Below are 26745 nucleotides of genomic sequence, written 5' to 3' on the forward strand. Positions count from 1 at the left end.
GGCAGGCTGCGCGGTCCCCACCCCGACCCTTCCCCGTGAACGGGGAAGGGAGATGTCCTGCTCACGGCAGCCATGCCCACAGGCTCATCCGCACCCAGTCCACCAGGCTGCGCGTCCAGATCCAGACCAGCGAGCGGTCCTCGACCGAGAGCTTCGCCACGCCCTCCAGGCCCGGCCGCAGGCGCGCCGCCGGATCGGTGACGGTCGCCTCCACGCGGAACACGTTGCGCCCATCCTGCGCATTCGCGACCGGTGTCACCTTGCTGACCGCCACGGGGAAGGACTGGCCGGACAGGCCCGTCAGCACCAGCTCCCCACCCTGCCCCTGCGCGACGTAGCGCATGTCGCGCTCATCCACCTGCAGCACGACGCGGAACCCATCGAGCGGCGCGATCTCGAACAGCACCTTGCCGGTCTCCACCGGCGCGCCCAGCTGCTGCGAGAGATCGCCGGAGACGACGATGCCGCGGAACGGCGCGCTGATCTGCGCCCGCGCCAGCTTGCCTTCGACCAGCGCAAGCTGCGCTTCCGTCTGGCGCACCTGCGCCGCCAGCATGCGCGCCTGCGCGCGATCCTGCTTGCCCAGCGCCTCCTGGTAGCGCAGCAGCTGCTGCTCGCGCTCCGCCCGCCAGCGCGCCGCTTCCAGCTTCAGCTCGCGGTCGTCCAGCGTGGCGAGCACCTGGCCTTCCTCCACCAGGTCGCCGGCACGCACCGGCGCGGTGGCGACGAAACCTTCGAAGGGCGCCACCGCCGCGCGCTGCACCGATCCCTCGATCGCCGCCTTCGCGGCGACGCGGAACTCCCCGGTGGCCACCGCCAGCCAGGCGCCGAGCGCCAGCACCGCCACCAGCGCCAGCTTCAGCGCCGGCCGGCGGGGGCCGAACACCGCGCGCAGCGCATCGCCCGCCATGGTCGCGATGCGCCCGGTGACCAGCTTCTCGCCTTCCGCCTTGGCTGCGATCAGCGGGCCGAGCGCGTGCCCGACCGCTTCCAGCATGCGCAGCGTCGTCGCGTCGAAGGCCTCGCCCTCGCGTTCCAGCGTCAGCACGCCGACGGTACGCGCGCCGGCGGTCAGCGGGATGCTCGCCACCGCCGTCGCGCCGGAGAGCCGGGCGAGTTCCGCCGCCGCCACCGCGATGCGCCGCGCCGTCTCCGGCAGGGACGGCAGCAGCACCGCGGAATCCTGGTCCAGCACCTCCTCCATCGCCGCCTCGATCGCGGCGACGGTCTGGGCCTTCTCCTCGAACCACGCCGTGTGGGAGACGGCGACGAGCCGCGCGCCGCGCTGCTTCGCCAGGCCGAGGCACACGCGGCGGCAATTCAGGCGCGTGGCGAGATCCGTGGCGACGGCCACCGCCGCCGCATGCAGCCGCGCATGCTCGCCGGCCACCGCCACCACATCCAGCGCGATGGCGGTGCGGCGAAGCTGCTCGGCATCCATGCTGGCCTGGCGGCGGCGGAACAGCGTCTCCAGCCAGCCCGCGCCCCAATGCAGTTGCCGCAGCGCCGCCTGCAGCGCAGCGCCCGCGGCGCGCACCTCCAGCACCACCGCGCCCTGCACGGCGCCATCCAGCTCCAGCGGATAGGCGACTTCCGAGGCGCCCTCCCGACCCGCGACCACCACACCCCGCTTCTCCGCCAGCGCCTGCTGCGCGGTCTTGGCCAGATGCGTCACGTCGCGCGCGCGGTCCGGCCAGATCGCGGCCGGCGTGAAGCGCCCGCGGCCTTCCTGCAGCAGCAGCAGGCCCGCCTGCACATCCGGCACCGTGCGGCACTGGATGCCGAGCCAGGCATTGCAGAACTCGCTCGCCTGCTTCGCGCCGGCGAAGGAGGCCCAGAGCGCCGCCTCCCCGTCGGTCTGCGTGACCAGCCGCAGCTTCGGCTGGTCCGGTGCTGCGGGGCGGCCCGCTTCCTCGGCGAAGGACATCGCCTCAGGCCACCTGGCCGATGACGACCTCGATGCCGCGGTTCGGATCCTCGGGTTCCGCCCCCTCGGCCACGAAGCCCACCTGCCAGGAGGAGACGCCCGCCGCGCTCTGCACCGGCGCCTCGAAGCCGGAGAATTCGGCCGCGAGGTCCACCACGAACTCCTCCTCCTCCGGCAGCGCCGCCGCCATCCGCGCAGTCGGCGTGGACGCCGGAAGCAGGGTGGAGGATGCGGGCGCCGGCGCCGCCCCGGTCACCGTCACCCGCACCCACGCCGTGCGCCGCGCGCCATGCTCGTCCGTGATGGTGTAGGTGAAGCGGTCGGTGCGCACCGCGCCCGGCGCCATCGCGGCCAGCGTCGCAGAGGCGGTCGGGTCATAGGTGACCGTCCCGTCCGGGTTGATGCTGATCGCCGCGCCGAGCTGGCTGGTGGTCTGCGCCTCGAAGATGGTGAGGACGGCGCCGTCATCCACGTCGCTGTCGTTCTCCATCACCGCGATCGTCACCGGCGCCTGCGAGGTCGCGGCGGCATTGTCCGCCACCGCCACCGGCGCGTTGTTCCGTCCCACCACCGTGACGGTGACGGTGGCGACGGAGGTGGCGCCATGCTCGTCCGTGACGGTGTACTCGAAGCTGTCCGTCAGCGTCGCGCCGAGCGGCAGGGCCTGGAAGGCGGCCGTGCCGGTCGGGTCGTACACCACCTTGCCGGCCACCACGCTGAGCGCCGCGCCGCCCGCGCTGGCCGGGGCCAGACCGGTGATGCTCAGCACCGACGCCGCATCGGCGTCGCGGTCATTGGCCAGCACGTCGATCGGCGTGGCCTGGTCGGCGCGCACCGCGGCAACGTCGCGCAGCGCCAGCGGCGCGTCGTTCACGCCCGCCACCGTCACCGCGATCTGGCCCTGGCGCAGCGCGCCGGTGCCGTCCCGCAGCGTGACGGTCACCACATCCGCGGCGCTGTCGCCGGCATCCAGCGCCTGGATCGCCGGGGAGAGCCGCGGATCGTAGTTGACCTTGCCGTTGACGATGCTGACCGCCGCGCCGAGCCCCGTGGTCGGGCTGACCGATTCCAGCGCCCAGGACCCGGTGTGCATGCGCAGCACCGTGTCCTCATCCGTGCTGCGCGGCGTCAGCACCAGCACGTTGGTGGTGTCCGCGCGGCCGGCGACGGTGACGAAGACGGTGCCGGTCGCCGTCGCGCCATGCTCGTCGCGCACGGTGTACTCGAAGCTGTCCACCGCCGTCTCGCCGAACAGCAGCGCCTGCAGCCCGGCCGAGGTGGTGGGATCGTACACCGCCTTGCCGTCCACGAGCGTCACCGTGCCGCCGAGACGGCTGGTGGCGGCCACGGCATCGAGCGTCAGCACCGCGCCGGCGTCGCGGTCGAACCCGCCCGCCACCGCATCCACCTCGGCAACCGTCAGCGCATCCGTCTCGGCGTTCACGCGCCGCGCGCCCGGCGCGTCATTCGCACCGGTGATGCGGATCGCGACGCGCCCGGTCACCGGCTCGCCGAGATTGTTGAAGCCGGTGATGTTCAGACCGTCGAGCAGCACCTGGCCTTCCGCCAGGTTCTGCACGCGCGGCGTGTTGCGCGGATCGTACAGGATCTGCCCGCCGACCAGGCTCACCGGTACCGTCTGCGCGGTGACGTTGCCGATCGCGGTCAACGTCACGTCCGGCACGGCGATCAGCACCTGCCCGTCCTCGGTGGCGGTGGTGGTGAACTGGATGAACGGATCGCGCCGGCCCGTCACCGTCACGGTCACCGTCGCCTCCGCCTCGCCGCCCGCACCGTCGGAGATGCGATAGACGAAGCTGTCCACCAGCGAGCCGCCGAAGGGAATCTGCTGCAGTTCCGGCGAGACGCGCGGGTCGTAGCCGACCCGCCCGTCCGGCAGCAGCACCAGCGCCGCACCGCGCGCGCTGGCCGCCGGCAGGCCGATGATGGACAGCGTCTGCCCCGCATCGGCATCCGTGTCGTTCAGCAGGACCGGCAGGATCATCGCCCGGTCCTCATGCGTGGTGTAGTTGTTCGGCCGCGCGATCGGCGCGGAATTGGTGCCCAGCACCGTGACGGTGACCGTGCCCGTCGCCGTGCCGCCCAGCGCGTCCGTCACCGTGTAGTCGAAGGTGTCGGTCGCCGTCTCGCCCGCCGCCAGCGCCTGCAGCGTGGCGGAGGCCTTCGGGTTGTAGTGGATGTTGCCGTTGGGCTGCAGCGTCAGCAGCGCGCCGAGCGTGGAATGCGTGACGGAGAGCGAGACGGCGAGCGCGCCCGTGCCGCTGTCGTTCGCCGCCACGTTGATCGCGCGCGCCGTGTCCTCGTTGGTGCTGGCCATGTCGTCCACGGCCGTGACCTCCGCGCCCATCATGCGCGTGCCGACCAGCACGGTGATCGCCTGGCCGCTGGTGGCGGCGCCGGTGGCCGGCTGCGGCGTGGTGATCACCCAGTCCGGCACGCCGACCATGCGCACGGCGTAGTTGCCGGGCCCGAGCAGGCCGAGGCTGAAGGCACCGCTTGCGTCGGTCAGCGCCTCGATCTCGCTGGCGTCGAGCGAGCCGTTGCCATTGGCGTCGAGGAACACCGTGCGCCCGGCAATCCCATCCTCCCCCGCGTCGCGCACGCCGTCGGCGTCCGCATCGAGGAAGACGAAGCCGGTCATCGTCGCCAGCTTGAAGTTGCCGAAGCTGACATCGGTGCGGGTCTCGCCTGCCGCCACCGTCACGCTATGCACGCCCGGCGCCGCGGCCTGCTGCGGGCGGGTGGTGCCGCCCCCCGTGCCGCCGCCGCCCGTGCCGCCGCTGCCAGTGCCGCCGTCATCCGGCAGGGAGGTGAAGGTCAGTATCTCCTCGAACAGCCGGGTGAACTGGATGCGCGGGAAATAGGCGCCGGTGTTCTTGACGTTGTCGTTCTCGTCGTCGCCGTCGAGGATCATGTCCCCGGTGCGCTGCAGCAGCGTGGCGAATTCCGCCGTGGTCAGCTTGCGCCCGAGCACCTGCTGCGCGAGCTGCTGCGACAGCGCCGCGGCGCCCGAGACAAAGCCGGCCGCCTGGCTGGTGCCCTGCATGGTCTGCACGCCGCCGGTGGCATTCGCGCCGTTGAAGCGCGCGCCGGGCGCCATGATGTCCAGCAGCTCCGTGCTGCGCTGGCTGAAGGCGGCGATGTGGTCGGCGCCGGTGGTGTAGTCCGTGGCGCCGGTCGCCACCGTCCAGGGCCCGCCGAAATCGGCCGACCACACCGCGCCGACCGAGAGCACCGCCGGGTCCGCCGCCGGATAGGCCACGCCCATCGCGTTGTACTGGTTGTAGTAGTTGCCGGCCGCCGCGACGGTGATGATGTCCTTCGCCGCCAGCGTCGCGAATTCATCGCCCAGGCCGTAGCGCGGGATGGTGGTGTTCCAGTTCCCGTTGTCGCCGAGCGACATGTTGATCACGCCGATATTCCACGCCTCGGCGTTCGCGATCACCCATTGCAGCGCCTTCTCGACATTGGCGAAGGTGCCACGGCCGCTGTCGCTGAACACCTTGAGCACGATCAGCTCCGTGCCCTGCGCCACGCCGCCGTAGCGGCTGTCGCCGCTGGCGATCAGGCTGGCCACGTGGCTGCCATGGCCCTTCGCGACGTCCGACGCATCCGCGTCGTTGTCCGCGAAGTCCCACTGATAGACGATGCGGTCGGAGACGCCGTCGCCATCCGTGTCCGGCCCGAAGAAGGGATGGTCCACGTCGATGCCGGTGTCGATCAGCACCGTCCGCACGCCGGCGCCGGTCAGGCCGGTGAAGCGCGCGTCGGATAGCGCCGTGGTCAGCCCCGTCAGGTCGCGCGATTCGCGCGTGGAGAGCGCGCCGAGATCCACGATGTCGGACCCGTCCGGCAGCGCCCAGGTGCCGCCGCAGGAACAGCCCTCCATCGTCAGCTCGACATCCGAGCCGGCCAGGCTGACGGCGATGCCGCTGCCCGCCGCGGAGCCGGTCGGCGTGGTCTGCACCCAGCCCGGAAGCTGCAGCTCGGCGATGATGTAGGTGCCGGGCAGCAGGCCGGTGAAGCTGTAGGTGCCGTCCGCGCCGGTCAGCACGCGCGTCTCGCTTTCCTGCAGTTCCCCGTCGCCATTGGCGTCGATGAAGATCGTCCAGCCCTCGACCCCGCCTTCGCCATCCTCGCGCAGGCCGTTGCCGTTCAGGTCCTCGAACTTCATGCCGCTGATCGAGACGGTGCGGACATTGCCGATGGCGACATCCGGGTTCTCGTAGCCGCTGATCACGCGCATCGAGACCGGCGGCGTCGTGCGCGCCCAGCCGGCCTGCGCGACCTCCCCGATGCGCACCGTGCCATAGGTCAGGCCGGTGAAGCCGTAGCTGCCATCCGCCGCGGTGACGGTGCTGACCTCGTCGGCATCCAGCACATTGTCGCCGTCACGATCCACGAAGAGCGTGACGCCTTCCAGCCCTTCCTCGCCCGCGTCGCGGATGCCGTCGCCGTCCAGGTCGTTGAACTTCACGCCGCCGATGCTGCCGGTCTGGAAGCGCGCGAAGTTGGCGTTGGTCAGCGTCTGCTCGGCGAGCAGGGTCAGCTCGATGCGGTTCGTCGCCGGGCCGGTGGAGACCCAGCCCGCCGGCAGTTCCGCCACGATGGCATAGTCGCCAGCGGTCAGCGCGGTGAAGGCATAGGTGCCGTCCGCCGCGGTGGTGGTGCTGACCTCGCCGGCATCGAGCGCGTTGTCGCCGTCGAGGTCGATGAACACCGTCCAGCCTTCCAGGCCGATATCGGTGGTGCCGAAGGCGCTGGTGCCGAACAGGCCATTGGCGTCGAAATCCTCGAAGACGCGGCCGTTGATCCCGGTGGGCAGGGACGCAACCCGTTCCCACGCGGCAGTCGCGCTGCCGGTGCCGGCATTGCCTGCGCGGTCCAGCAGGCCCGCGCCCGCCACCGTCAGCACGTAGTCGCCCGCATCGGCGGTCAGTGCATCCAGCCCGGCGATCCGGTAGGTGGTGCCCGACAGCAGCGTGACCGTCACGCCGGCGAGATCGAGCGCCACGCCATCGCGCGTCAGCACGATGTCCTGCGCGTCGAAGCTCGCCGCGTCCACCGCCTCGGAGAGCGTCACGTCCAGCGTGGCGACGCCGGTCGTGCGCGGGTTGGGCGTGACCTGCTGGATGGCGGTGACCGCGGGTGCCGAGACGTCGATGAAGACGGCCAGCACCGCATCGGTGGTGTTGCCCGCCACATCCACGGTGCGCACGCGGATGTCGTGCTTGCCGGGGCTGTTCAGCGTGATCGCGCCCTCGAAGGCGAGGCCGTTCACCACCGCCTGGCCGAGATCGGTGCTGGTCGTCAGGTCGTAGAAGCGGACCGTCAGACCCGGTTCTGCGAGGTCGCCGAGGATCGAGAAGCTCTGCGTATTGGTGAGCTCGTCGTCATTCGCCACGCCGCGATCGGGCGTGATGCGCAGGTTCGTCGCCGCCGGAGGCGCGCCGATATCCATCGTCCAGGAGGAGGAGGCGGACCCCGTGCCGGCATTGCCGGCGAGGTCCGTCAGCCCCGCGCCGTTCACCGTCAGCACGTAGTCGCCCGCCAGGCCGGAGACCCAGTTGAACCCGGCGACGCGCCACACCGTCTCGCTGAGCTGCGTCAGCTCGATGTCGTCGGCGACGATCAGGTTGGCGCCGCCGTTGCGCGTCAGCGTGAGGTCCGCCGCGGTGAAGCTCGCCGGGTCGATCGCCTCGGAGAAGGTGACGTCGAGCGAGAGGATCACCGTGTTGCGCGGATTGGTCGCGACATCCTCCACATCCAGCACCATCGGCGCGGAGGTGTCGGTGACCCATGTCTCGCTGAGCTGGCCGGTGCCGGCATTGCCGGTGCCTGCCTCGCCCACGCCGGCCGCGATGACGGTCAGCGCATAGGCACCCGGCAGGTCTGTGAGCGTGCCGAGGCCGTTGATGCGGAAGCGCGTGCCACTGAGCTGCGTCACCACCACGCGGCTGTCGAGCTCGACCGGCTCGCCGTCGCGCGTCAGCGCGATGTCGCCGACGCCGAAGGTCGCGGCGTCGATGACACGGGAGAATTCCACCTCCAGCGCGCCGACCGCGATGTTGCGCGGATCGGGTTCCACCGTCTGGATCGAGGCGACCACGACGGAGGCCGCGGACATTGCCCAGGAGACGGTCTTCGCATTGGTCGCCGCGTTGCCCGCGCCATCCGCGATGCCCGCGCCGTCAAGCGTCAACGCATAGTTGCCGTCGGGCGTGGTCAGCGCGCCGAGATTGCCGATGCGGTACACGCTGGTCGAGACCTGCGTGATCGTCGCGCCGCCGAGATCCAGCGCCACGCCGTTCCGCGTCAGCGTGAGGTCCGCGATCGTGAAGGTCGCGAGGTCCACCGCCTCGGTGAAGGTGACGTCGAGCTGGCCGACCGCGCTGGTCACCACGGCCGCCGGCTGCTCCAGCGAGAGGATCGCCGGCGGCACCTTGTCGTCCACCGCGTAGAACAGCGTGTAGCTGCCGGTGGAATCCCGATCCAGCAGGTGCAGCAGGTTCTCGTACGTCGCGCCCGGCTCGCCCGGCTTGAAGGTGCGGTCGGTGCGCCAGACCATGTCGCCGACCGGCACCTCCGTGCCGTCGGACCGCAGCACCTTCGTCAGGCGGAAGCCCGCGCCCGGATCGGCGACCTTCAGATACGTCCAGCCGGATTCCACATCCGCCGTCAGCGTGCGCGTCATGCCGCCGCTGACCTGCACGTTCTGCGCCACGCTGACCGGCACCTTGCCGCCGGTGGAGAGGTACAGCGTGTCCGGCAGGTGGTCGTCATCCGGCAGGTCGTTGACCAGGTAGTCCGGAATGTCGTCGCTGGTCGGGTGGTTCACCTCCACCTGCCGGATCAGCTCGTGGATGTTCACGCTCTCGATCAGCGAGGTGCGCAGCCCGCCGAAATTGTCGAGATGCTCGAAGCTCGCCTTGTAGTCGATGAACTTGCCCTGCAGGGACGAGATCATGTTCCACTGCGCGGTCTTGGTCGCGCCCGCGGCGATGCTGCCGAGGTCCACGGTCAGCGAAGGCTGCGCCGCCTGATTGCCGACCTGGCTGCTGATGATCTCGAAGTCGATCAGCAGGCCCTTCTCGTTCTCGATGATCTCCGGCTGCGCGGAGGTGATCGTCATCCGGTTGGCGTCGCCCTTGCCCAGGTTCGTCACCTGCAGGCCAAGCGCGAAGGGCTCCGAAGGCTCCACCGGATCGGTGAAGGGATCGTCGCCGAAGACGTCGCGCTGCCAGAAATAGTCGAGCTGCAGCCGCGCTTCCGGATAGACCGTGATCTTGGAGGAGAGCAGCGGCACGTCCACGACGTTGCCGCCATCCTTGTAGACCAGCCGTCCGCCGATGGAGTAGCGCGTCGGCGCATCCACCGCCGCATCCGTGGTCGGCAGGAAGGTGTATTTCAGCGCGCCGGTCTGGCCCGCGGCGAGCGACCAGAATTCCGGTCCGCCGATCAGGTTCTCCGCATCGGGGCCGATGACGAAGAACTTGTCGTTCGCGACATTCCCGTTCTCGTCGCGGATGTCGAGGATGAGCTGAATGTCCTCCAACGTGCCCGCCGTGCCGTTGTCCAGCTCCAGCGTGCCGAGGAAGGCGGTGCGCGTGATCACCGCCTCCTGCTCCAGCTTGAGGCGCACCTGCGCGCAGACGCCGGCCGCGGTGGCGGAGAGGTCGCCATCCGCGTCCAGCACCGTCGCGTCGGAACTGCCGGGGCCGCAGGCCACGCTGCCGCCGTCCCAGATCACCGGCACCGACCAGGGCGAACCCGGCCCGCCGCCATAGATCCCCCAGCCGCCGCCGCCCCCGCCGCCGCCGCCGCCACCGCCGCCATCGCCACCGCCGATACCCCAGTCGAGGCTGCAGAGGCAGGCGAGGATGTCGTCCAGCGCGCCGCCGAGGCCGGCACCCGCGCCGGCCCAGCCGCCGGTGAGCGCGCCGAGGCCGACGCCGCAGATCGTCGAGACGATGGCCTGCGTGCAGTCATCCGCGCCCGCGCATTGCAGGATCATGCCGATCGCGTCGCAGATCAGGTTGGACGGGTTGGCGTTCTTCGGATCCTTGATGAGGTCCTTGATGTAGTCCTTCGCGGATCCGCCCGCGCCCAGGATGTCCTCGCCGCAGAAGATCGCGTCGAGCTTGTGCGGCACCGACACCCACTGCCCGTTCTGGCATTCATAGGTGTAGACCGTCTCGATCCCCAGGCACTTGGCGATGGCGTTGCCCCAGCCCTGCGCGGTGATCGGCATGTCGAGCGCGGAGGCCGGCATGATGCCGTCGCCCGTCTGCATCACCATGTTCGACCCGTTGGCCGAGAGCTGCGCCGCGAGCGGCGAGCCTTCTCGCAGGCGGATGGTGATCGGGATCGTCACCGAGCTCTTCGCCGGCAGCACGTCGATGATGTCGATCAGCGGCGTGATGATCAGGTCCGGGTCGTTCGGGACGCGGATCTGAACCTGCTCCGCCTGGATCAGCCCGTGGTTGGTGAGCGTGATCTCCATCTGCGTCGTCTCGCCCGGCACGATCAGCGGCATCAGCCGCGGCGTGTCCGTGGTGACGACGGGCATTGGCACTTCCGTCTCGAACACCGTCTCGAGGACGATCTTGTACTTGTCCTCCACCTCGATCGGCACGACCGACCACTTGTACGTCACCACCTGGCGATGCAGGAAGGCGGTGGTCTCGTTCAGGATGCCCGGCTTGATCTCGAAGGCGGTCTGCACGCTGTCGTGCTTGTCCGCCGTGACGGAGAGCATGTACTTGCCCTCCGCGATGCCGGTGAAGTCCACATAGCCGTCCGCGTCGGCGATGCCGCTGGCGATCACCTGGTAGGTGTAGGGATCGATCAGCCGCACGGACGCGCCGGCCAGGCCCGGATTGCCTTCCGCGAAATAGGTGTACTCGTCCTCCACCTTGATCCGCGCATCGCCGATCGCCTCGGAGATCGCGCGGAACTCGTAGGCGGTGGAGAGCGTGGTGCGGGCGCCGTTCAGCACCACCGTGCCCTTGTAGAGGCCGAGCGGCAGGTCCTCGCCCGGGTTCAGGCGCAGCGTGATGGTGGTCTTCTCGCCCACGCCGAGCGAGGCGATGGTGGTTGGCGTCGCCGCGGCCAGCCAGGGCTCGTTCGGCAGCACCAGCGTCAGCGGGCCGGTCTCGGTTCCGCCGTTGTTGGTGACCTCGAAGCTCACCAGCGTCTGCTCGCCGCGCAGCATGCCGGCGTTGAGGAAGCCCGGCTGCGCCACCAGTCGTGGCGTCAGCGGCGTGACGGTGACGCTCAGCGGCACGCGCAGCGTCACGCCCTCGGCCGTGGTCAGCACGAAGACGAGCCGGCCGGAGGTCTGCAGGTCCTGGTTGGCCGTGAGTTGCACGGAACCCGTCACCGTGCCGTCCGGCCCGATCGCGTCATCGAGGTCGATCTGGATGTCGAGCCAGTCCGGCGCGCCTTCCACAGCGATCGCCAGGCCGGTCAGCGGCACGTCGGCCAGGTTCGCGATGGTGAAGTCGAAGCCGTCCTCCGCGCCGGGCAGCAGGGTGATGGCGCCGGGGAAGCTTGTCGCCTTCATCGCCATCAGCACGAAGCTGTCCTGCGGCGTGCGCTGCGTGACGCCCGGATGGTCGGCGGCGATGGTGTAGCGCCCGGCCTCGCCGGCCAGCGGCACGAAGTCCACCGTGAAGTTGCCGTTGATGTCGGAGACGGTCGTCAGCGTGCGGACATTCCCGTTCGCGGACGTCACCTGCACCGTCACCGGCTTGAACATGAAGGCGGCATTGCCCGGCGCCGGCGGATTGCCGGTGTCGGGATCGATCAGGCTGCCGGTCAGCGGAATGCGCGTGCCCGCCAGCGCGGCCTCGATCTCCGCACTGACGGTCGCGCGATAGGCCGGGTTCACCTGCAGCGCGCCGACCGCCTGGTTGTTGCCGTTGGAGAGTTCCTCCAGCGCGCTGTTCGGATCGGACACCACGATCATGTAGACGGTGCCGGTGGTGGTGCCGGCGATGAAGTTCACCGTCCGCTCATAGGCCTGGTTCACGTCCAGCGGCTCGCCGGCATGGGTCGCCACCAGCACGTCATCCGCGCCGAGCGTCACGTCGGAGGAGATGTAGACGCGGTCCACCCACGACCCACTGGCCGCGCCCAGGCCGCGATTGGCCACCATGAAGGTGCCGGTCACCACCTGCCCGGTCTTCACCGAGGTCGGCAGGGCGATGGTCGTCACCTGCAGGTCCGGCAGGTCGCGATCCGTCACCGTCAACCCCGCCGAACCCGCGTTGAAGCCGCCGGCCGAGGCCAGCAGCGTCACCGGCCGCGTGCCGTCGGAGATGCCGTCGATCACGCCCGTCACGGTGAAGGTGGCGGTATCCTGGCCGTCCAGGATCGTCACGGTGGTGGGCACCGTCGCCTCGGTCGTATCGTCGCTGGTCAGCGTGACGACGAGGTCGCCCGTGGTGCCGGTGTTGCGCCGCACGGTGCCGGTGGTGCTGCCGGACTCGCCGATGACGTTGTGCGCCAGGGTGACGGACAGCGATGGCCCGTCATCGTCCAGGATCTGCACGCCGATCTGCTGCGCGGTGCCGGGCACCGGCACCTTCAGCACGCTGTCGGCGACCTGCACGCGCAGCAGCGCGAGCCGGTTGCCATCCACCTGGGCATTGTCCTCGATGGCGATCGGGACATTCACCTCGGTCTGCCCGGCCTCGATCACCACCCGGCCCGGGAAGCGCATCTGGGTGGGGTCGCCGAGAAGGATCAGCTCCAGCGGCTGGCTGGAGGCCAGGTCGCGGCGGATGGTCAGCGTCGTGCCCGTGGCGCCCGCGCCTTCGGAGACGGCGGACTGGCTCAGCGACAGCTCGATGCCGGGGATGTCGTTGTCCAGCACCGTCACCAGCGCGGAACCCGTGGCATGGCCCGCCGCCTGCGCGGTGATGCGCACGTCGCGCGCACCTTCGATGATCGTGTCGTCGATCAGCGTGACCGGGATCTGGATGGAGGACTGGCCGACCGCGAAGGTGAAGCCGGTCGGCACCGTCGCCTTCCAGCCCTTGTCCACGCCGAGCGTCACGTCGAGCGTGGTGTTCGTCGGCGTGTTGCGCGTGATGGTGGCGAGGATCTGCCCCTCGCCCTCGCCTGCCGCCGGCGGCAGCGTGACGGTCAGCGCCGCCACGTCGTTGTCGTTCACGCCGAGATTGGCCTGCCCGTCGGCATAGCCGCCCGCGCTCGCCGTCACGGTCGCGGTGCGGCTGCCATCCACCAGGCTGTTGTCGGTGACGCCGATCTGGAACGACGCCGAGGAGGCCCCGGCCGCGATCGTCACCGTCGCCGGCAGCAGCAGTTCCGCCCGGTTGCTCGCCAGGTTCACCACCAGCGCCTGGCTGGTGTCGCCGCTGCGCGTCACCGTGCCGGTGCTGGCATTGGCGCCCGCCGCTTCGCTGACCGGATTGACGCTGAGCGCCACCGTCAGGCTCGGGTCCAACTCCACCGCAACGTCGTCCACCGCCGTGTTGTTCTGCTCGTCGAGCTCGAACAGCACGTTGGACGCGTCCGCGCGCACCACGAACCAGCGCGCGCCTTCGCCGAAGGCCGGCATGGTGACCGAGACGGTGCGCGTGACGGAGGCGCCGACGGCGATGGACTGGTTCTGCACGTAGTCGCTGCGCAGCAGCGTGTCGCCGCCGGCGGCATTGTCGGCGGAGAGGAAGATCTGCTCGGTCCAGGCGCCCGTCGCGGCCGCCGTGCCGGTGTTGGTCACGGTGTAGGAAAGCTGCACCGTCTTGCCCGCGCCCGCATTGGGCGGCGCGGTGATGTCGCTGATGATCAGGTCGGCATAGGCGCCGAGCGTCGCCGCGCGCGTCAGCGTCGCGACGTTGTTGCCCTCGCCGGAGACGCCGCCGCTGCGCTCGAACACCTGGGCGAACGCATCGGTGGTGACGCGCACCAGGATGTCGCCCACGCTGCGCACGCCATCCGGCAGCTTCACATTCACCTGCCGCGCGATCGTCTCCCCCGCCGGCAGCGCCGCGTTCGCCACGCCGCCGAAGCCCGGATAGCTGAGATACTGGCTGTGCAGCGTCTCCCCGGTGCTCTGGTTGATCACCTCGACACGCTCGGAATACGGCGCGGCCGGCGCATCGCCGACATTCGCGCTGTTCCAGGTGATGCTCAGCAGGTCGCCCGAGCGCCAGGTCGCCGGCGACGCCGCCAGGTCCTGCACCTGCAGATCGGCATAGTCCGCCATGACGCTGGCGCGCGTGATCGTCGCGGTGTTGTTGGTCTCCGGCGCGCTGCCGGCAGCGCCTTCATAGGCGCTGTTGTAGGTGTCGGTGGTGACCGTCACCCGCAGGTCGCCCACCGCGCGTTCGCCGTTCGGCAGCGTGAACTGATACTGCCGCGGCGCGCCGGTGCCCGCCGCGATCGCGCCGAGGGAAGCGGCATCGCGGAACAGCACGGTGTTCACCAGCGTCTCGCCGGTGGTCTCGTTCAGCACGACGATGCGGTCGTAGAAGGAGGTCGCGGCATCGCCCGCGCCCGTGTTGCGCACCGTCCAGCTCACCGTCGCCACGGCGCCCGATTCCAGCGCCGGCGCGCCGTTGAGCGCGAGGTTCTCGACCACCAGGTCCGGCAGCGCCGCCTGCGTCACCGCGATGGCGGCCGAGACGCCGCGGTTGTTGCCCTCGTCCAGCCCCTCATTCACCTGGTTCCAGTGATCGCCGGAGACGATCACGTACCAGGTGCCGGAGAGGTCGATCGGCAGCGTGATGTCGAGGCTGCGGTTCAGCTCCCCACCCGCGGCCAACCCCGCCGCGCCCGTCCGCTCGCCCATGAAGCGGGCGGAGCCGGTGAGCGTCGGCGTCTCCGACAGGAACACGCGCTCCGTCCAGTTCGCCGGCATTGCCGCCGTACCGTCGTTGCGCATCGTCCAGGTCACGGTGACCGTCTGGCCCGAGGTCGCGCTCGGCGGCGCCGTCACCGTGGGGATCGTCACATCGGGATGCGTGACCGCCACGACATCGTCCGAGGTCGCGCTGTTGTTGCCCTCCGCGCCCGCCTCGAAAAGCTGGCTGGCGTAGTCGCTCTCGATGACGATGCGATAGTCGCCATCCGCCACCGCCGGCCAGGTGATGGTGCCGGAGGCTGTGTAGCTCTCGCCCGCCGCAAGGCCACCCGTACGGGTGACATGGCCGAGCACGGCGGAGCCGGCCACGCCGTCGCGCACCATCAGGATGCGGTCCGTCCAATTGCCGAAGGCGTCGCCGAAGCCGGCATTCGTCACCGTCCAGCTGATCACCCGCTGCTGGCCCGGGATCGCCGTCGCCGGCACGTCGATGTCGGTGACGGTCAGGTCGGGGCTCTGCAGCGTGATGGGCGTGGTCGAGACACCCACATTGTTGCCGGTCAGCCCCTTCTCATAGACCTCGCCCAGCGCGTCCGTGCGCACGATCACGTAGCGCTGGCCGGAGATGGTGTTGGGCAGCGTCACGGTCAGCGTGCCGTCGCTCTCGGCGCCCGGGGCAAGCGGCAAGGCGTTGCGCACCACGGTGCCGAGCAGCGTGTCCGCGCCATCCAGCGTGCCATCGGTGGAGAGATACACCCGGTCGCGCCACACGCCGGTGCTGGTCGCACCGTCGCCCTGGTTGAGCACGGTCCAGTTGATCGTCACCTGCTCGCCGCTGGAGACCAGACCCGGCGCCGTCACCTCCGTCACCGTCAGGTCGGCGAAGGGCGAGGTGATGGCGATGGGCCGCACCGCTGTCACGTTGTTCGCGCGCGTATCCGGCTCCAGCACCGCGGCGCCGCTGTCGCTGCGCACGAAGAGGTAGTAGGTCCCCTCCAGCCGCGGCGGCAGCGAGACGTCGAGCACGACGTCGTACTCCGCGCCCGCGGCGAGCGCGCCGCTGCGCTGATGCGTGCCGATCACCACGTCGTCGGCGTCGCCGATCACCGCATCGTCGCTGAGGATGACGAGGTCGGTCCAGGCTGCGACGTCCGTGCCGCCGGTGCCCTGGTTGGTGACCGTCCAGGAGACCTGGATCGTGCCCTCGCCGCGCCCGTCATCCGGCGCCAGCAGATCCGAAGGTACCAGGTCCGCATAGGCGCGCAGCGCCACGCTGCGCTGGATGGTCGCGCTGTTGTTGTTCTCGGCATTGCCGGCCGGCAGCGCCTCGGTGATCTGGGAACTGCCGTTGGTCGCCTGGTCGGCGGTGACGGTGATGCTGAGATTGCCCGCCCCCGCCGCGCCATGCGGCAGCGTGAAGGAATAGCTGCGCGGCACGCTGCCGCCCGGCGCCAGCGCACCCAGCGCCGCGAAGTCGTACGCCACCGCGGTATCGAGCAGCACCTGTCCGGTCGTGCTGTTCACCACGCGCACCCGGTCCACCCAGCCCTGCGGCGTGGCGGCATTGCCGAAATTCTCGTCCGTCCACTCGATGGTCAGCGTGTCGCCCGATTGCGGCGTGGCATTCACCAGGGTCAGGCCGGAGACACGAAGATCCGGCGCCGAAACGATGGAGGTCGTGCTGGCGTTGTTGCTCTCGCCATTGCCGTCGGGATTGGCTTCGAAGACGAGGTCGGTGATGTCCGTCGCGACGATGAACTCGATCACGCCGGTCGAGGAGATGCCCGCAGGCCACGCGATGGTGGTGCTGCGCGCGCGCGTCTCACCGGCGCCGAACGGCGCGCCGGCGCTGGCGGGCAGCGTCAGCGTGGTCAGCAGGATCTGCTGGTTGGTGCTGGCGTTGCGCAGGATCAGGCGTTCCGACACGTCGGTCTGCACCGCAGCCGTGCCGTCGTTGCGCGTCGTCCAGCTCACCGTCACGGAATCGCCCGGCGCCCAGCCGCTGGCCGGGACCGCCGCGACGCCCTGCACCGTCAGGTCGGCATAGGGCGCGAGGGCGGAGGTCAGCGCCACCTGCGTCGCGTTGTTGCTCTCGCCCGTGCCGGCCGCATTCTCCTCGTCCAGCGCGTTGGTCAGGTCTGTCGTCACCTGCACCGTGAGCTCGCCCGCGCCGCGATTGCCCGGCGGCAGGCTCAGCGTCGCCTGCCGGTCCACGAAGCCGCCTGCGGCAAGCCCGGCGCCGCCCGGCGTGTAGGGCAGCACCACGCTGGCCAGGATCTCGCCGGTGTCCACGCGGCGCACGATCACGCGGTCGGACCACGCGACGCCCGCAGGCAAAGCACCGATGTTGGAATCGCGCCAGCTCACGGTGATGTCGCCGCCGGACTGCACGTCGCTGCCCACCGGCGCGACGACGACGTTCTCCACCACCAGGTCCGGCGAAGGCACCGCTTCCAGCGAGGAGATGCGCACCGGCGCCTGGATGGGATTCGCGTAGATCCCGAAACGGTAGTTGCGGTTGGCCCCGGCATCCACCGGGTGCCCGTCGATCATCAGCAGGTAGGTGCCGGTTTCGGTGAGGGTCAGCGTGTCCTCATCGGTCGAGATGCTCTGGCCGAAGCGCACCTCGCCATAGGGGCCGATCAGCCGCCAATACGTGTTGCTGGTGTCCCATTGCTGGCCGTCGAAATAGAAGCGGTCGCCTGCGGTGGCCTGGAAGCTGTAGATGTCGGCCTCGCTGCCGGGGGTGAGCGTGCCGGTCACCGGGGAACCGAGCGTCAGCTCCTCCACCGCGGCCAAATCCACCAGCCGGAAGCTGAAGGCGCCGATGCGGTCGTTGCTGGCGCGCACGGCCAGGCTGTACTCGCCCGGCGGCAGTGTCAGCGACGGGTTGCCGGCGCCGAACGGGCTGCCATTGCCGTAGCTCCAGGTCCGCTCGGTGACGAAGCCGTTCGGCCCGGTCAGCGACCAGCGCAGCACCTGGTCGGACCAGCCCGCATCCACCGCATTCGCGATGGTGTCGAGGTAGATCGTCTTTGCCTCGGCCAGGCTGAAGGTGAAGAAGGCCGTCTGGCCGGCATGCTGCAGCGCGCCGGCGACCACCTCGTCCACCACGACCGGCGCCGTGGTGTCGGTGACCGGCTGCAGGTTGAAGCCGTAGCTCGCGCTGCCCGTGTTGTAGGGATAGCCCTCGACCAGCAGCGTGAAGGTGCCGCTGCTTGGTAGGGTGATGATGCCGCGGTCGGAGAAATCCTCGCGGAACAACTGCCGGCCCCACTGGTCGATCAGCCGCCAATAGGCGCTCGGCTGCTGCGTCACGTTGAAGAACAGGCGATCGCCGGCGTTGCCGGAGAAGCGATACGCGTCTGTCTCGTTGTACGGGTTGAGGGTCGCGGAAACCGGCGTGCCGGGCGTCACCGTGGTGAACACCGTGGGATCGTAGAGATCGAGCAGGCGGAAGCCGTAGGCGCCCGTCGCCTCACCATCGCCATAGATCGTCAGCGTCCAGTCGCCCGCGGCCGCGAGGAAGGCCGCGCCATTCTGGTTCAGGTCGCTGTTCGAGAAATACTGCCAGCCGATCCGCTCGCCATTCGGCCCATCCAGGTAGTAGCGGATGTCGGAGCGGTTGGTGAAGGTGTCGAGATACAGCAGCGTCGCGCTGTCCAGCGTGAAGGTGTAGCGGTCCGACTGGCCGGGATGCGCGATGGTCGCGTCCACCCGCGTGTTCAGCGTCAGCGCCGTTGTCTCGTCGATCACGGGGCGCAGGTTGAAACTGTAGGTGTTGGCGGCCGTGTTGTAGTAGCGCCCCTCGATCGCCAGCACATAGGTGCCGTCCAGCGGCACGCTGAACGGGCCCGCATCGGAGTAGGTGTGGTTGCGCCACGTCACTAGTTGCCCGTTCGGCCCGAACAGGCGCCAGTAGCTGTCCCAGCCCGTATTCGTCGCGTCGAAGTAGAAGCGGTCGCCGGCCGAAGCGGTGAAGCTGTAGAGGTCGTTCTCGTTGCCCGGGTTCAGCGCGGTGCCGGTCACCGCCGTGCCGGGCGTGATCGGCGTCGCCGAAGCGAGGTCGAGCAGGCGGAAACGATAGGTGCTGCTGGCGTTCGGCAGCCCGGCGACGGTCACCACATAGGTGCCGGCCTTCAGCGCCATCGGCAGCGCCTCGTAGCCGTCGTAGGAATCGGTGCCGTCGGCGCGCCGCGCGGAAACCACCCCATCGGGACCGGTCAGCGTCCAGACCGGCTGGCTGTCCGTGCCCTGCCAATCCATCAGCACCGTGGCGTCCGCGGCCAGCGTGATCGTGTGGCGGAACACGCCGCCGACCGGCAAGGTGGCGATGCCGTTCGCCGCGAGCACTTCCGCGCTGCCGGTCGTCGCACCCAGCGCGAAGGGCAGCGGCACCTCGGTGGAGGGCGTGGTCGCGACGCTGACGTTGTCGAGGTCGTGATGCGCCGTCCAGCCGCCGTTGCGGGCGGCGAAGGCGACGCGGCTGGTCTCGAGGAACAGCCCGCCGACGAAGACGTTGTTGATGGGCGTGATCGTCGTGCTGCCGTCCGGCGTGGTCAGCGAGACCGTCACGCGGCTGCCGCCGACGGCACGCTGCACCGCCACGCTCACGCCGAAGAACTGCCCCCCCGCGAGGTCGAGCGTCGCGATGTTCACGGCGTATTCGCCGATCTCGCTGCCGTTGTAGTGCAGCGAGACGTGGTTGTTGCCGACCTCGCCGTTGTTGACGATGTCGAAGCCGATACCCAGCGCGCCCGCCAGGTTCGGCTCCTCGCTGAAATCGGGCGCGGAGCCCGCGGGGCCATAGAGCCGCGTCGGCAACAGGGCGAAGCCCATCCCGTCGCCGGAGGTGTTGCGACCGGCGGCGGAGGGGATCATCCGCAGGTCGAAACCGACGGTCACGCTGTCATGCGGTCCGTCGGCGGTGGCGGTGAAGCCGACACTGTTGCGGCTGACGCCGGTCTCCGCGGCCGTCAGCCGCAGCGCGTAGCCACCATTGCCATCCGCCACCAGCGTCGCGCCAGGCGCGTCGTAGCTGGCGAGCACATAGGGGATGCCCGTCCCCTCGCCGTCCATCGCGGCGACTTCGCTGCCGAAATCCTGCGTGGTCTGGCCGTTGCGCGCGGGCTGGGAATCCGGCCGCAGCGCGAAGCCGAAATTGATGTCGCCGGATTCGTAGCGGCGGCCCTCGATCAGCACGCTATAGGTGCCGTCCATCGGCAGGGTGAAGAAGGCGCCGTCCGAGAATTCCGCAAGGCCGAACACCTGGCGGCCGAGCTCGTCCAGCACGCGCACCTTCGGGCTGCCGGAGGAGAGCGTGTCGCGGTCGAAGCGCAGGCGCTGGCCCGCATCGCCCTCGAAGGTGTACATCGCGGTCTGCGCACCCGGCGAGAGCGTGCCGGTGACGACCGTGTCGAGCGTCATCGCCGTTCCGGCGCCGAGTTCGAGCAGGCGGAAGCCATAGCCCGGCATGGCGTCGTTGCTGGCATCCACCGTCAGCGTGTAGGTGCCGGGCAGCAGGCGAATGGCGGGTGATCCGCCGAAATTCTCGGAATCCGAAGCCTGCCAGCCGCGGCCCGAGACCGGCGTGTAGCCGGGCGTGGACAGCGTCCAGCTGAGATTGGAAGTATCGGTCAGCGCGTCGAAAATGACGAAGGTCTCGTCGGCGACGGTGAAGCTGTAGCGGTCCACCTGACCGCGATGCTCGATCGCGCCATTCACGCTGGCGCCGAGCGTCAGCGCGAGATCCTGGTCCTCGATCGGATCGAATATCAGGCTGAAGGTCTGCCGAACGCCCTCCCCCGGATACCCCTCCACCGCCAGCACATAGGTGCCGGTCGCGGCGAAGCTGATCGCGCCGTTGTTGGGCAGGGAGCTGATCGCCGTCTGCCCGAGCACAAGCCGGCCGGTCGGATCGTACAGCCGCACATAGGTGCTGTTGGTGTAGCCGAGGTGATCGAGCCAGGCGCGCTCGCCCGCTGTCGCCTCGAAGGCGAAGAGCTGCGTCTCGCTGCCCGGCACCAGGGCGCCGGAGAAGCTCGTGCCGATGGTGACCGGCGTCGCCTCCGCCAGGTCGACGAAGCGGAAATTGTACCAGCCGGTCGCCTGGCCGGCGGCGTCCACCGTCACCGTGTAGTCGCCCGCCGCCAGGTTCAGCAGGCGGCTGCCACCCAAGGCGCCGCTGTCGGTGTTGTCGAAGCGCCAGCTTGAGAATTCCGTGCCGCGCGGCCCCGTCAGGGACAGGTAGAAATCGCTGCTGTACGGAGACAGGATATCCAGCAGCAGGGTGCGGTCCGAATCCAGCGTGAAGGTGAAGCTGTCGCGCTGCCCGGCATGGGCGATCCGGCCGGTGAAGCCATCGGCGTTGAAGCGCTGCAGGACGCCGTCATTGCCGCCGCCGCTGGAATCGAGGGCCGCATCGCCGCTGTCCTCGTCGAGGCCGAGGCGCATCACCAGCCCGGTTTGCGGCGTGGCGAGCGCGGAATTCCGGGCGGCTGCGATGTCGGCGGTGCTGCGCGCGACGTTCCACAGCCGCACCTCATCCACCGTGCCGCGCAGGAAGTCGTAGCTGGACGCGGTCTCGCTGCTGCGCCCGATCAGCAGCGGCTCCGTCGAGCTCACCGCCGGGCCGGCGCGCACCGCCCCGGCAATGCGCTCGACGCCGTCCACCACGATGCGCAACTGCCCGCTGCTGCGGTCGATCACCGCCGCGACATGCGTCCAGACGCCGAGCTGCATCACGCCGGCGGCGGTCTGCGCACCCTGCTCGTTGCTGGCATCCCGTGTGCCGAGATACAGGGAGCCGTTGGCGTTCACCCACAGCGAGTAGCTGCGATGCGCGGTGTCGCCATTGCCCTTGTAGAAGATCGTCGACCAGGTGTCGCTGAACTCGTCCAGCTTCACCCACGCTTCGATCGTCAGGTTGCCGGTCTGGTCGGTGCCGTCGCCATCCACCGCAAGCGCATCCGCGCCGGTGAACTGCAGCCCGCCGTCGATCTGCCCCTCGGTCCGGAGCGGGCCGGGCTGGGGATTGGTGCCGAAGACGGCGGGCACCGACTCGTCCACCGCCTGGCGCAGCCGGAAGGCGTATGAGAAGGGCGCCGGATAGGCCGTGCGGCCCTCGACCAGCACCGTATAGGCGCCGGTCATGCCGAGTGTCAGCGGCTCGACGTCGTTGAGGCTGGTCAGGCCCAGCACCTGCCGCCCCAGCGGGTCGAACACGCGCCAGCTCGCCTGCCAATCCGCCCGGCTGGAGGAAAGCAGGTCGAGGAAGACGCGGTCGCCCGCGGTCGCGTCGAAGCGGAACATGTCCGTGCTGTCCCCGACCCGCGCCGGGACGGACACCACCGTGTCATAGGCGACGGTCGGGGCGTTCTTCAGGTCGAGGATGCGGAAGGCATAGGGCGCGGTGCTGTCGCCGGTGCCATCCACGGTGATGGTGTAGTCGCCGGCGATGGCGGCGTAGACCGGATTGCCGCTGCCGAAATCGTGGCTGTCGCCGTTGCGCAGGTTGCGCGAGAAGCCGAGCCCGCCGGGACCGGCGACCGTGACGGTCGCGCTGTCGTTGTTGGTGAGCGTGTCGAAGTAGAGCAGGGCGTCGCTGGCGAGGGTGAACGTGTATTGGCGCGTCCCGCCCGGCGATTCCAGCCGCCCGACGATCAGCCCGGCCACGCCTTCGCGCCCGTCGAACACCGTGGCATCGGTGCCCGAAGGCCCGAGATCGGCGAGCGTTGCCGGGTCGCTGCCGTCTTCCATCGGAATGTAGAGCGCGAGGTCGTCCTCGTCGCCCTGCAACGCCTCGCCCATGTCGGCGGCGATGTCGACGTTGCTCCGCGCGACGGACCACAGGCGCAGCTCGTCGATCGTGCCATGCAGCAGCGCGGTCGTCGGGCTTCCGCCGATGAACAGCGGCCCGTCATGCGTCACCGCCTGGGTGGTGCGGATCGTCCGGCTCGCCACCTGTTCGCCGTTCAGCAGCAGGCGCATCTCGCCCGTGGCGCGGTCGATCACGCCCGCGACATGCACCCATTCGTTGCGCGCCACGGAGCCATTGGCGGAATTCAGCTCCTGCTGGCCGCCCGAATCGGTGGTCGTGAAGTGGATGTAGCCGTTGTCGTTCAGCCAGAAGGAATAGGTGCGCGTATCCACCGGGTTGGGATCGACCGCCTTGATCACCAGCGGCGTCCAGGTCGTCGTGGTGTGGTCGTAGCGCAGCCAGAACTCGACGGTGAGGCTGTCGCGCAGGTCCGTGCTCGCGCCGTCCGGCACGGTGGCGTATTCCGCGCCGGCGAAGGTCAGCGCGCCGCCCACCTTGCCCTCCGCCGCGATCGGTCCGCTGCCGCCGGACGCGGCGATGACGACCGGCTCCTGCGCGTCCACCACCTTGTTGATCGCGAAGGCGAATCGTGCGGTCGCGTCGTTGATGTGGACCTCGCCCTCGATCACCACCGTGTAGCGGCCGGCGACATCCAGCGTCAGCGGCCCGCCATCGCCGAAATCCTGCTGGCGGATCTGCCGCCCTTGCGGATCGATCAGGCGGAAGTCGGTCCACCAGAGCGCGTTGCGCAGCGCGTTGAAGAAGATGCGGTCGCCCGCCTCCGCCTCGAAGCTGTAGAAGCTGGCACTGCGGGCCGGCGTGTTGGTCACCGTCACCGTCTCGCCGAATTCGATCGGCGTCGCCGTGTCCAGGTCGTGCAGGCGGAAGGCAAACGCGCCGGTGCCGTCGCCGTCGCGATAGACCGTCAGCGTGTATTCGCCGGGGCCGGCCACGAAGGGCAGGTCGGCGGAGCTGAAGGCGCGCCCGCTCACCAGCGTCATGCCCGGCCGCGTCAGCGTCCAGCGCAGGTTCCCGTCATTGGTCAGCGAGTCGAAGTAGAGCGCCGTCTCCTCGGTCAGCTCGAAGCTGTAGCGCGCGGCCTGGCCGGGGATGTCGATGCTGTCCGCGACGCCGGCGCCAAGCACCAGCGCCTCCGCCTTGTCGGCGATCTCCTCCAGGCGGAACTTGAAGACCGTGCCCGTGCCGCCCTGGTGGACCTCGCCTTCCATCACCAGCGTGTAGGTGCCGTCGAAGGGCAGGTTGCGCGGCCCGTTGTCGCCGAAATCGGTGTAGAACACCTGGCGGCCCCAGGGGTCGAACAGCCGCCAATTCGTCCACCAGGTCGCGTTCTGGGTGGCGTTGAAGAAGATGCGGTCGCCCGCGCTGCCCTCGAAGCGGTAGATCGCCGCGGCGTTGTTCTGCGCGCCGACATGCGTCACCTCCTCGCCATAGGCGATCTCGGTCGCATCGGCGAAGTCGAGCAGGGTGAAGGCATAGGTCCCGGTATTCGTCCCGGTCGCGCGCACCGTCAGCCGGTACTCGCCGCCCAGCGGCAGCTCGATGAAGCGGTCGCCGCTGGACATCGGATGGTCGGAGAACTCGACCCCGCGCGGCCCTTCCAGAGCGATGCGCAGGACGCTGTTGTTGGTCAGGCTGTCGAGATAGAGGCGCGTCGGCCCGCTCGTGGTGAACAGCCAGGAATCCACCTCGCCCGCCACCGCGATGCTGCCATCCACCCGCGTGCCGAGCGTCAGCGCATCGCCGGTGAAGGCCTCGACCGGCGTGTTGCCCTGGTCCACCAGGGTGAAGCCGAAGCCGGCCGGACGCGCATTGCCGATCTGGCCTTCAACGATCAGCGTGTAGGTGCCGGCCAGCACCAGGCTGCGCGTCACGTCGGTGAAGCTCTGGTCCACCAGCTCCCGGCCGGAGGGATCGAACAGCCGCCAATACAGCCCGGAGGAGGATGTGGTGGCGTCCAGCAGGATCTGGTCGCCGCGCTCCGCCTCGAAGCGGAACACCCGCGTCTCCCGCCCCAGCCCGATCAGCGTCGCGTCCTGGCCATTCGGGCCGGAATCCGCCACCAGCGGGCCGGCGGCCTCGTCCAGCTTCCAATAGGCCGCGAGCCCCGCCTCGTCGCCCTCCAGCGGCGCGCCCAGGCTGGCCTGGATCTCGGCGGCCGTGCGCGCGACGCTCCACAGCCGGATGTCGTCGATCGCGCCGCGCCACGGATAGTCGCTGCCGCTGCCGGAGCCGAGGCGCAGCTCGGCGCTGCTGTGGTTGATCGGCTGCGTATAGGCGAAGGACTGCGCCTCCTCGCCGTTGATGAACAGCCGCAGCGCGGTGCCGTCATAGGTGCCGGCCACATGCGTCCAGTCATTCGCCGGCAGCAGGGCGCGGACCCGGACGTTGGTGTAGTTGTTGACGAAGAAGTTGATGTAGCCGTCGCTGGTGTAGTGCAGCCCGTACCCGTCGTTCCAGCTGGAGGTGCTGCTCTTCATCGCGACCGAGGCCCATTGCGGCGCGTTCGCGTCGCGCTTGACCCAGGCTTCCAGCGTGATCTGCGCCGGCTTCAGCACGGCATCGTCCGGCACGCCGGCATAGGCCACTGTGCCGATGCTCTGCAGCGCGCGATTCGTCGTGCCGTCGGGATAGACGATCGGCGCGTCGGAGATCGCCCGCATCAGCGTCGGGCCATAGCCCAGATCGTCCAGCGTGCCGGACACCGCCGTGCCAGGTGCGATATCCGTGCCCTGCGCCAGGTCGAGCAGTCGGAAGCCGTAGCGCCCGGTATTCGCATCGGTGCCCTGCACCGTCAGCGTGTAGTCGCCCGCCACAAGGTCGAGCAGCGGCGAACCGCTGATCGCACTGCCGTCGGACTGGTCCAGCCGCCGGCTGTCCACCTCCACGCCGCGTGGCCCGACCAGCGTCCAGGTCTTGCCGCCGTCATTGGCGAGCGAATCGAAATAGAGCTTCGCCGGCGCGCCCAGCGTGAAGCTGTAGGCGTCCGTCCTTCCGGGCTGCTCGATCTCGCCGATCACCGCCTGGCCGAGCGTCAGCGGCACCGTGTCCGTGGAGGCGAGGTGGACCGTAAAGCCGTAGGTGATCGCGGCGCCGGCGTTGTTGACCTGGCCTTCCAGCAGCAGCGTGTAGAGCCCGCCGGCCGCCAGCGTGACCGTGCCGGGATCGTCGAAGTTGTTGTTGACGAAGACGACCTCGCCACCCTCGCCCACCAGCCTCCAGGCCGGGCGCGATCCGCCGGCGCCGCCCAGCGCCGTGCGCTGCAGATAGACCTGGTCGCCCGCCGCGGCGGTGAACTGGAAGCTCTCGCTGTAATCCGCTTCCGTCAGAGAGCCCGTGACGTTCTCGCCATAGGTGATCTGCCGGCTCTGCTGCATGTCCAGCAGGCGGAAGGCATAGTCGCCCGTCGCCGCGCCGTTGCCGTCCACGCTCAGGATGTAGTCGCCGGCCTCCAGCGTCAGGATCGGCGATCCGCCGATGTTGTTCGTGTAGTTGCTGCCATCCGAGAGGTCGAAGCGACGGCCGCTGACCTCGGCGCCCTGCGGTCCGGTCAGCGACCACAGGATGTCGCTGCGGTTCGTCAGCCCGTCGAAGACGACGCGCTTGGCCTCGGTCAGGGTGAAGCTGAAGCGGTCCGTCTCGCCGGGCACGTCGAGGGTGCCGGAGATCACCGGCGCGCTGATCGGGTCGCCATTCTGCGGGGTGATGGCGATGTCGTAGTCGCTGGCGTCGTTCGACCCGCCGAGATCCACCGTCGGCGCCGGCGTGTTCAGCGAGGAGGTGAGCGCGGTGGTGCCGAGCAGGTCGAGATCGGCCGAGAGCAGCACCCGCGGCTCGAGCGATTCGAGCAGCAGGCGGCGATCCGCCCTGGGCTTCGCGCTGCCCTTCGCCGGCTTTCGGCCTTCCTGGCCGGCGCGCCAGCGGCGCCTTCCACGGACATCCTGCCCGGGATTCTCCATCGGCTGGTGGATTTGGTCCCGCGCCATCGGATCACCCCGCACGTCATGCTGGTGCCGCCGGCTGGAATATTCTGGCGTCGGTTGCACCCGAGAGCCAAATCCGGCGACACGTTCTTCAACTGCAGAGAGAAACCTGCCGTCAAAGAATCGTCAACCGAACAAGCCGGTG

Annotated in this window: 2 protein-coding genes; both read right to left on the reverse strand. The window is 69.6% G+C overall.

What is annotated here, in order from left to right; genetic code table 11:
• Positions 1 to 61: 61 nt before the first annotated feature.
• Positions 62 to 1927: an HlyD family efflux transporter periplasmic adaptor subunit gene (locus E4T13_RS21260; protein ID WP_137180350.1), complete on the reverse strand. Its 1866-nt coding sequence runs from the start codon at positions 1925 to 1927 to the stop codon at positions 62 to 64.
• A 4-nt stretch (positions 1928 to 1931) separates the two neighbouring features.
• On the reverse strand, positions 1932 to 26603 hold the full coding sequence (locus E4T13_RS30920) for a LamG-like jellyroll fold domain-containing protein (RefSeq protein WP_137180351.1): 24672 nt from the start codon (positions 26601 to 26603) through the stop codon (positions 1932 to 1934).
• Positions 26604 to 26745: the final 142 nt, after the last annotated feature.

The organism is Roseomonas sp. AR75 (assembly GCF_005222815.1).
In the GTDB taxonomy this organism is placed as follows: domain Bacteria; phylum Pseudomonadota; class Alphaproteobacteria; order Acetobacterales; family Acetobacteraceae; genus Falsiroseomonas.

Excerpts from the sequence above, each read along its gene's own strand:
- E4T13_RS21260 (WP_137180350.1), bottom strand. The coding sequence starts at position 1,927 with ATGTCCTTCGCCGAGGAAGCGGGCCGCCCCGCAGCACCGGACCAGCCG.
- E4T13_RS30920 (WP_137180351.1), bottom strand. The coding sequence starts at position 26,603 with ATGGCGCGGGACCAAATCCACCAGCCGATGGAGAATCCCGGGCAGGAT.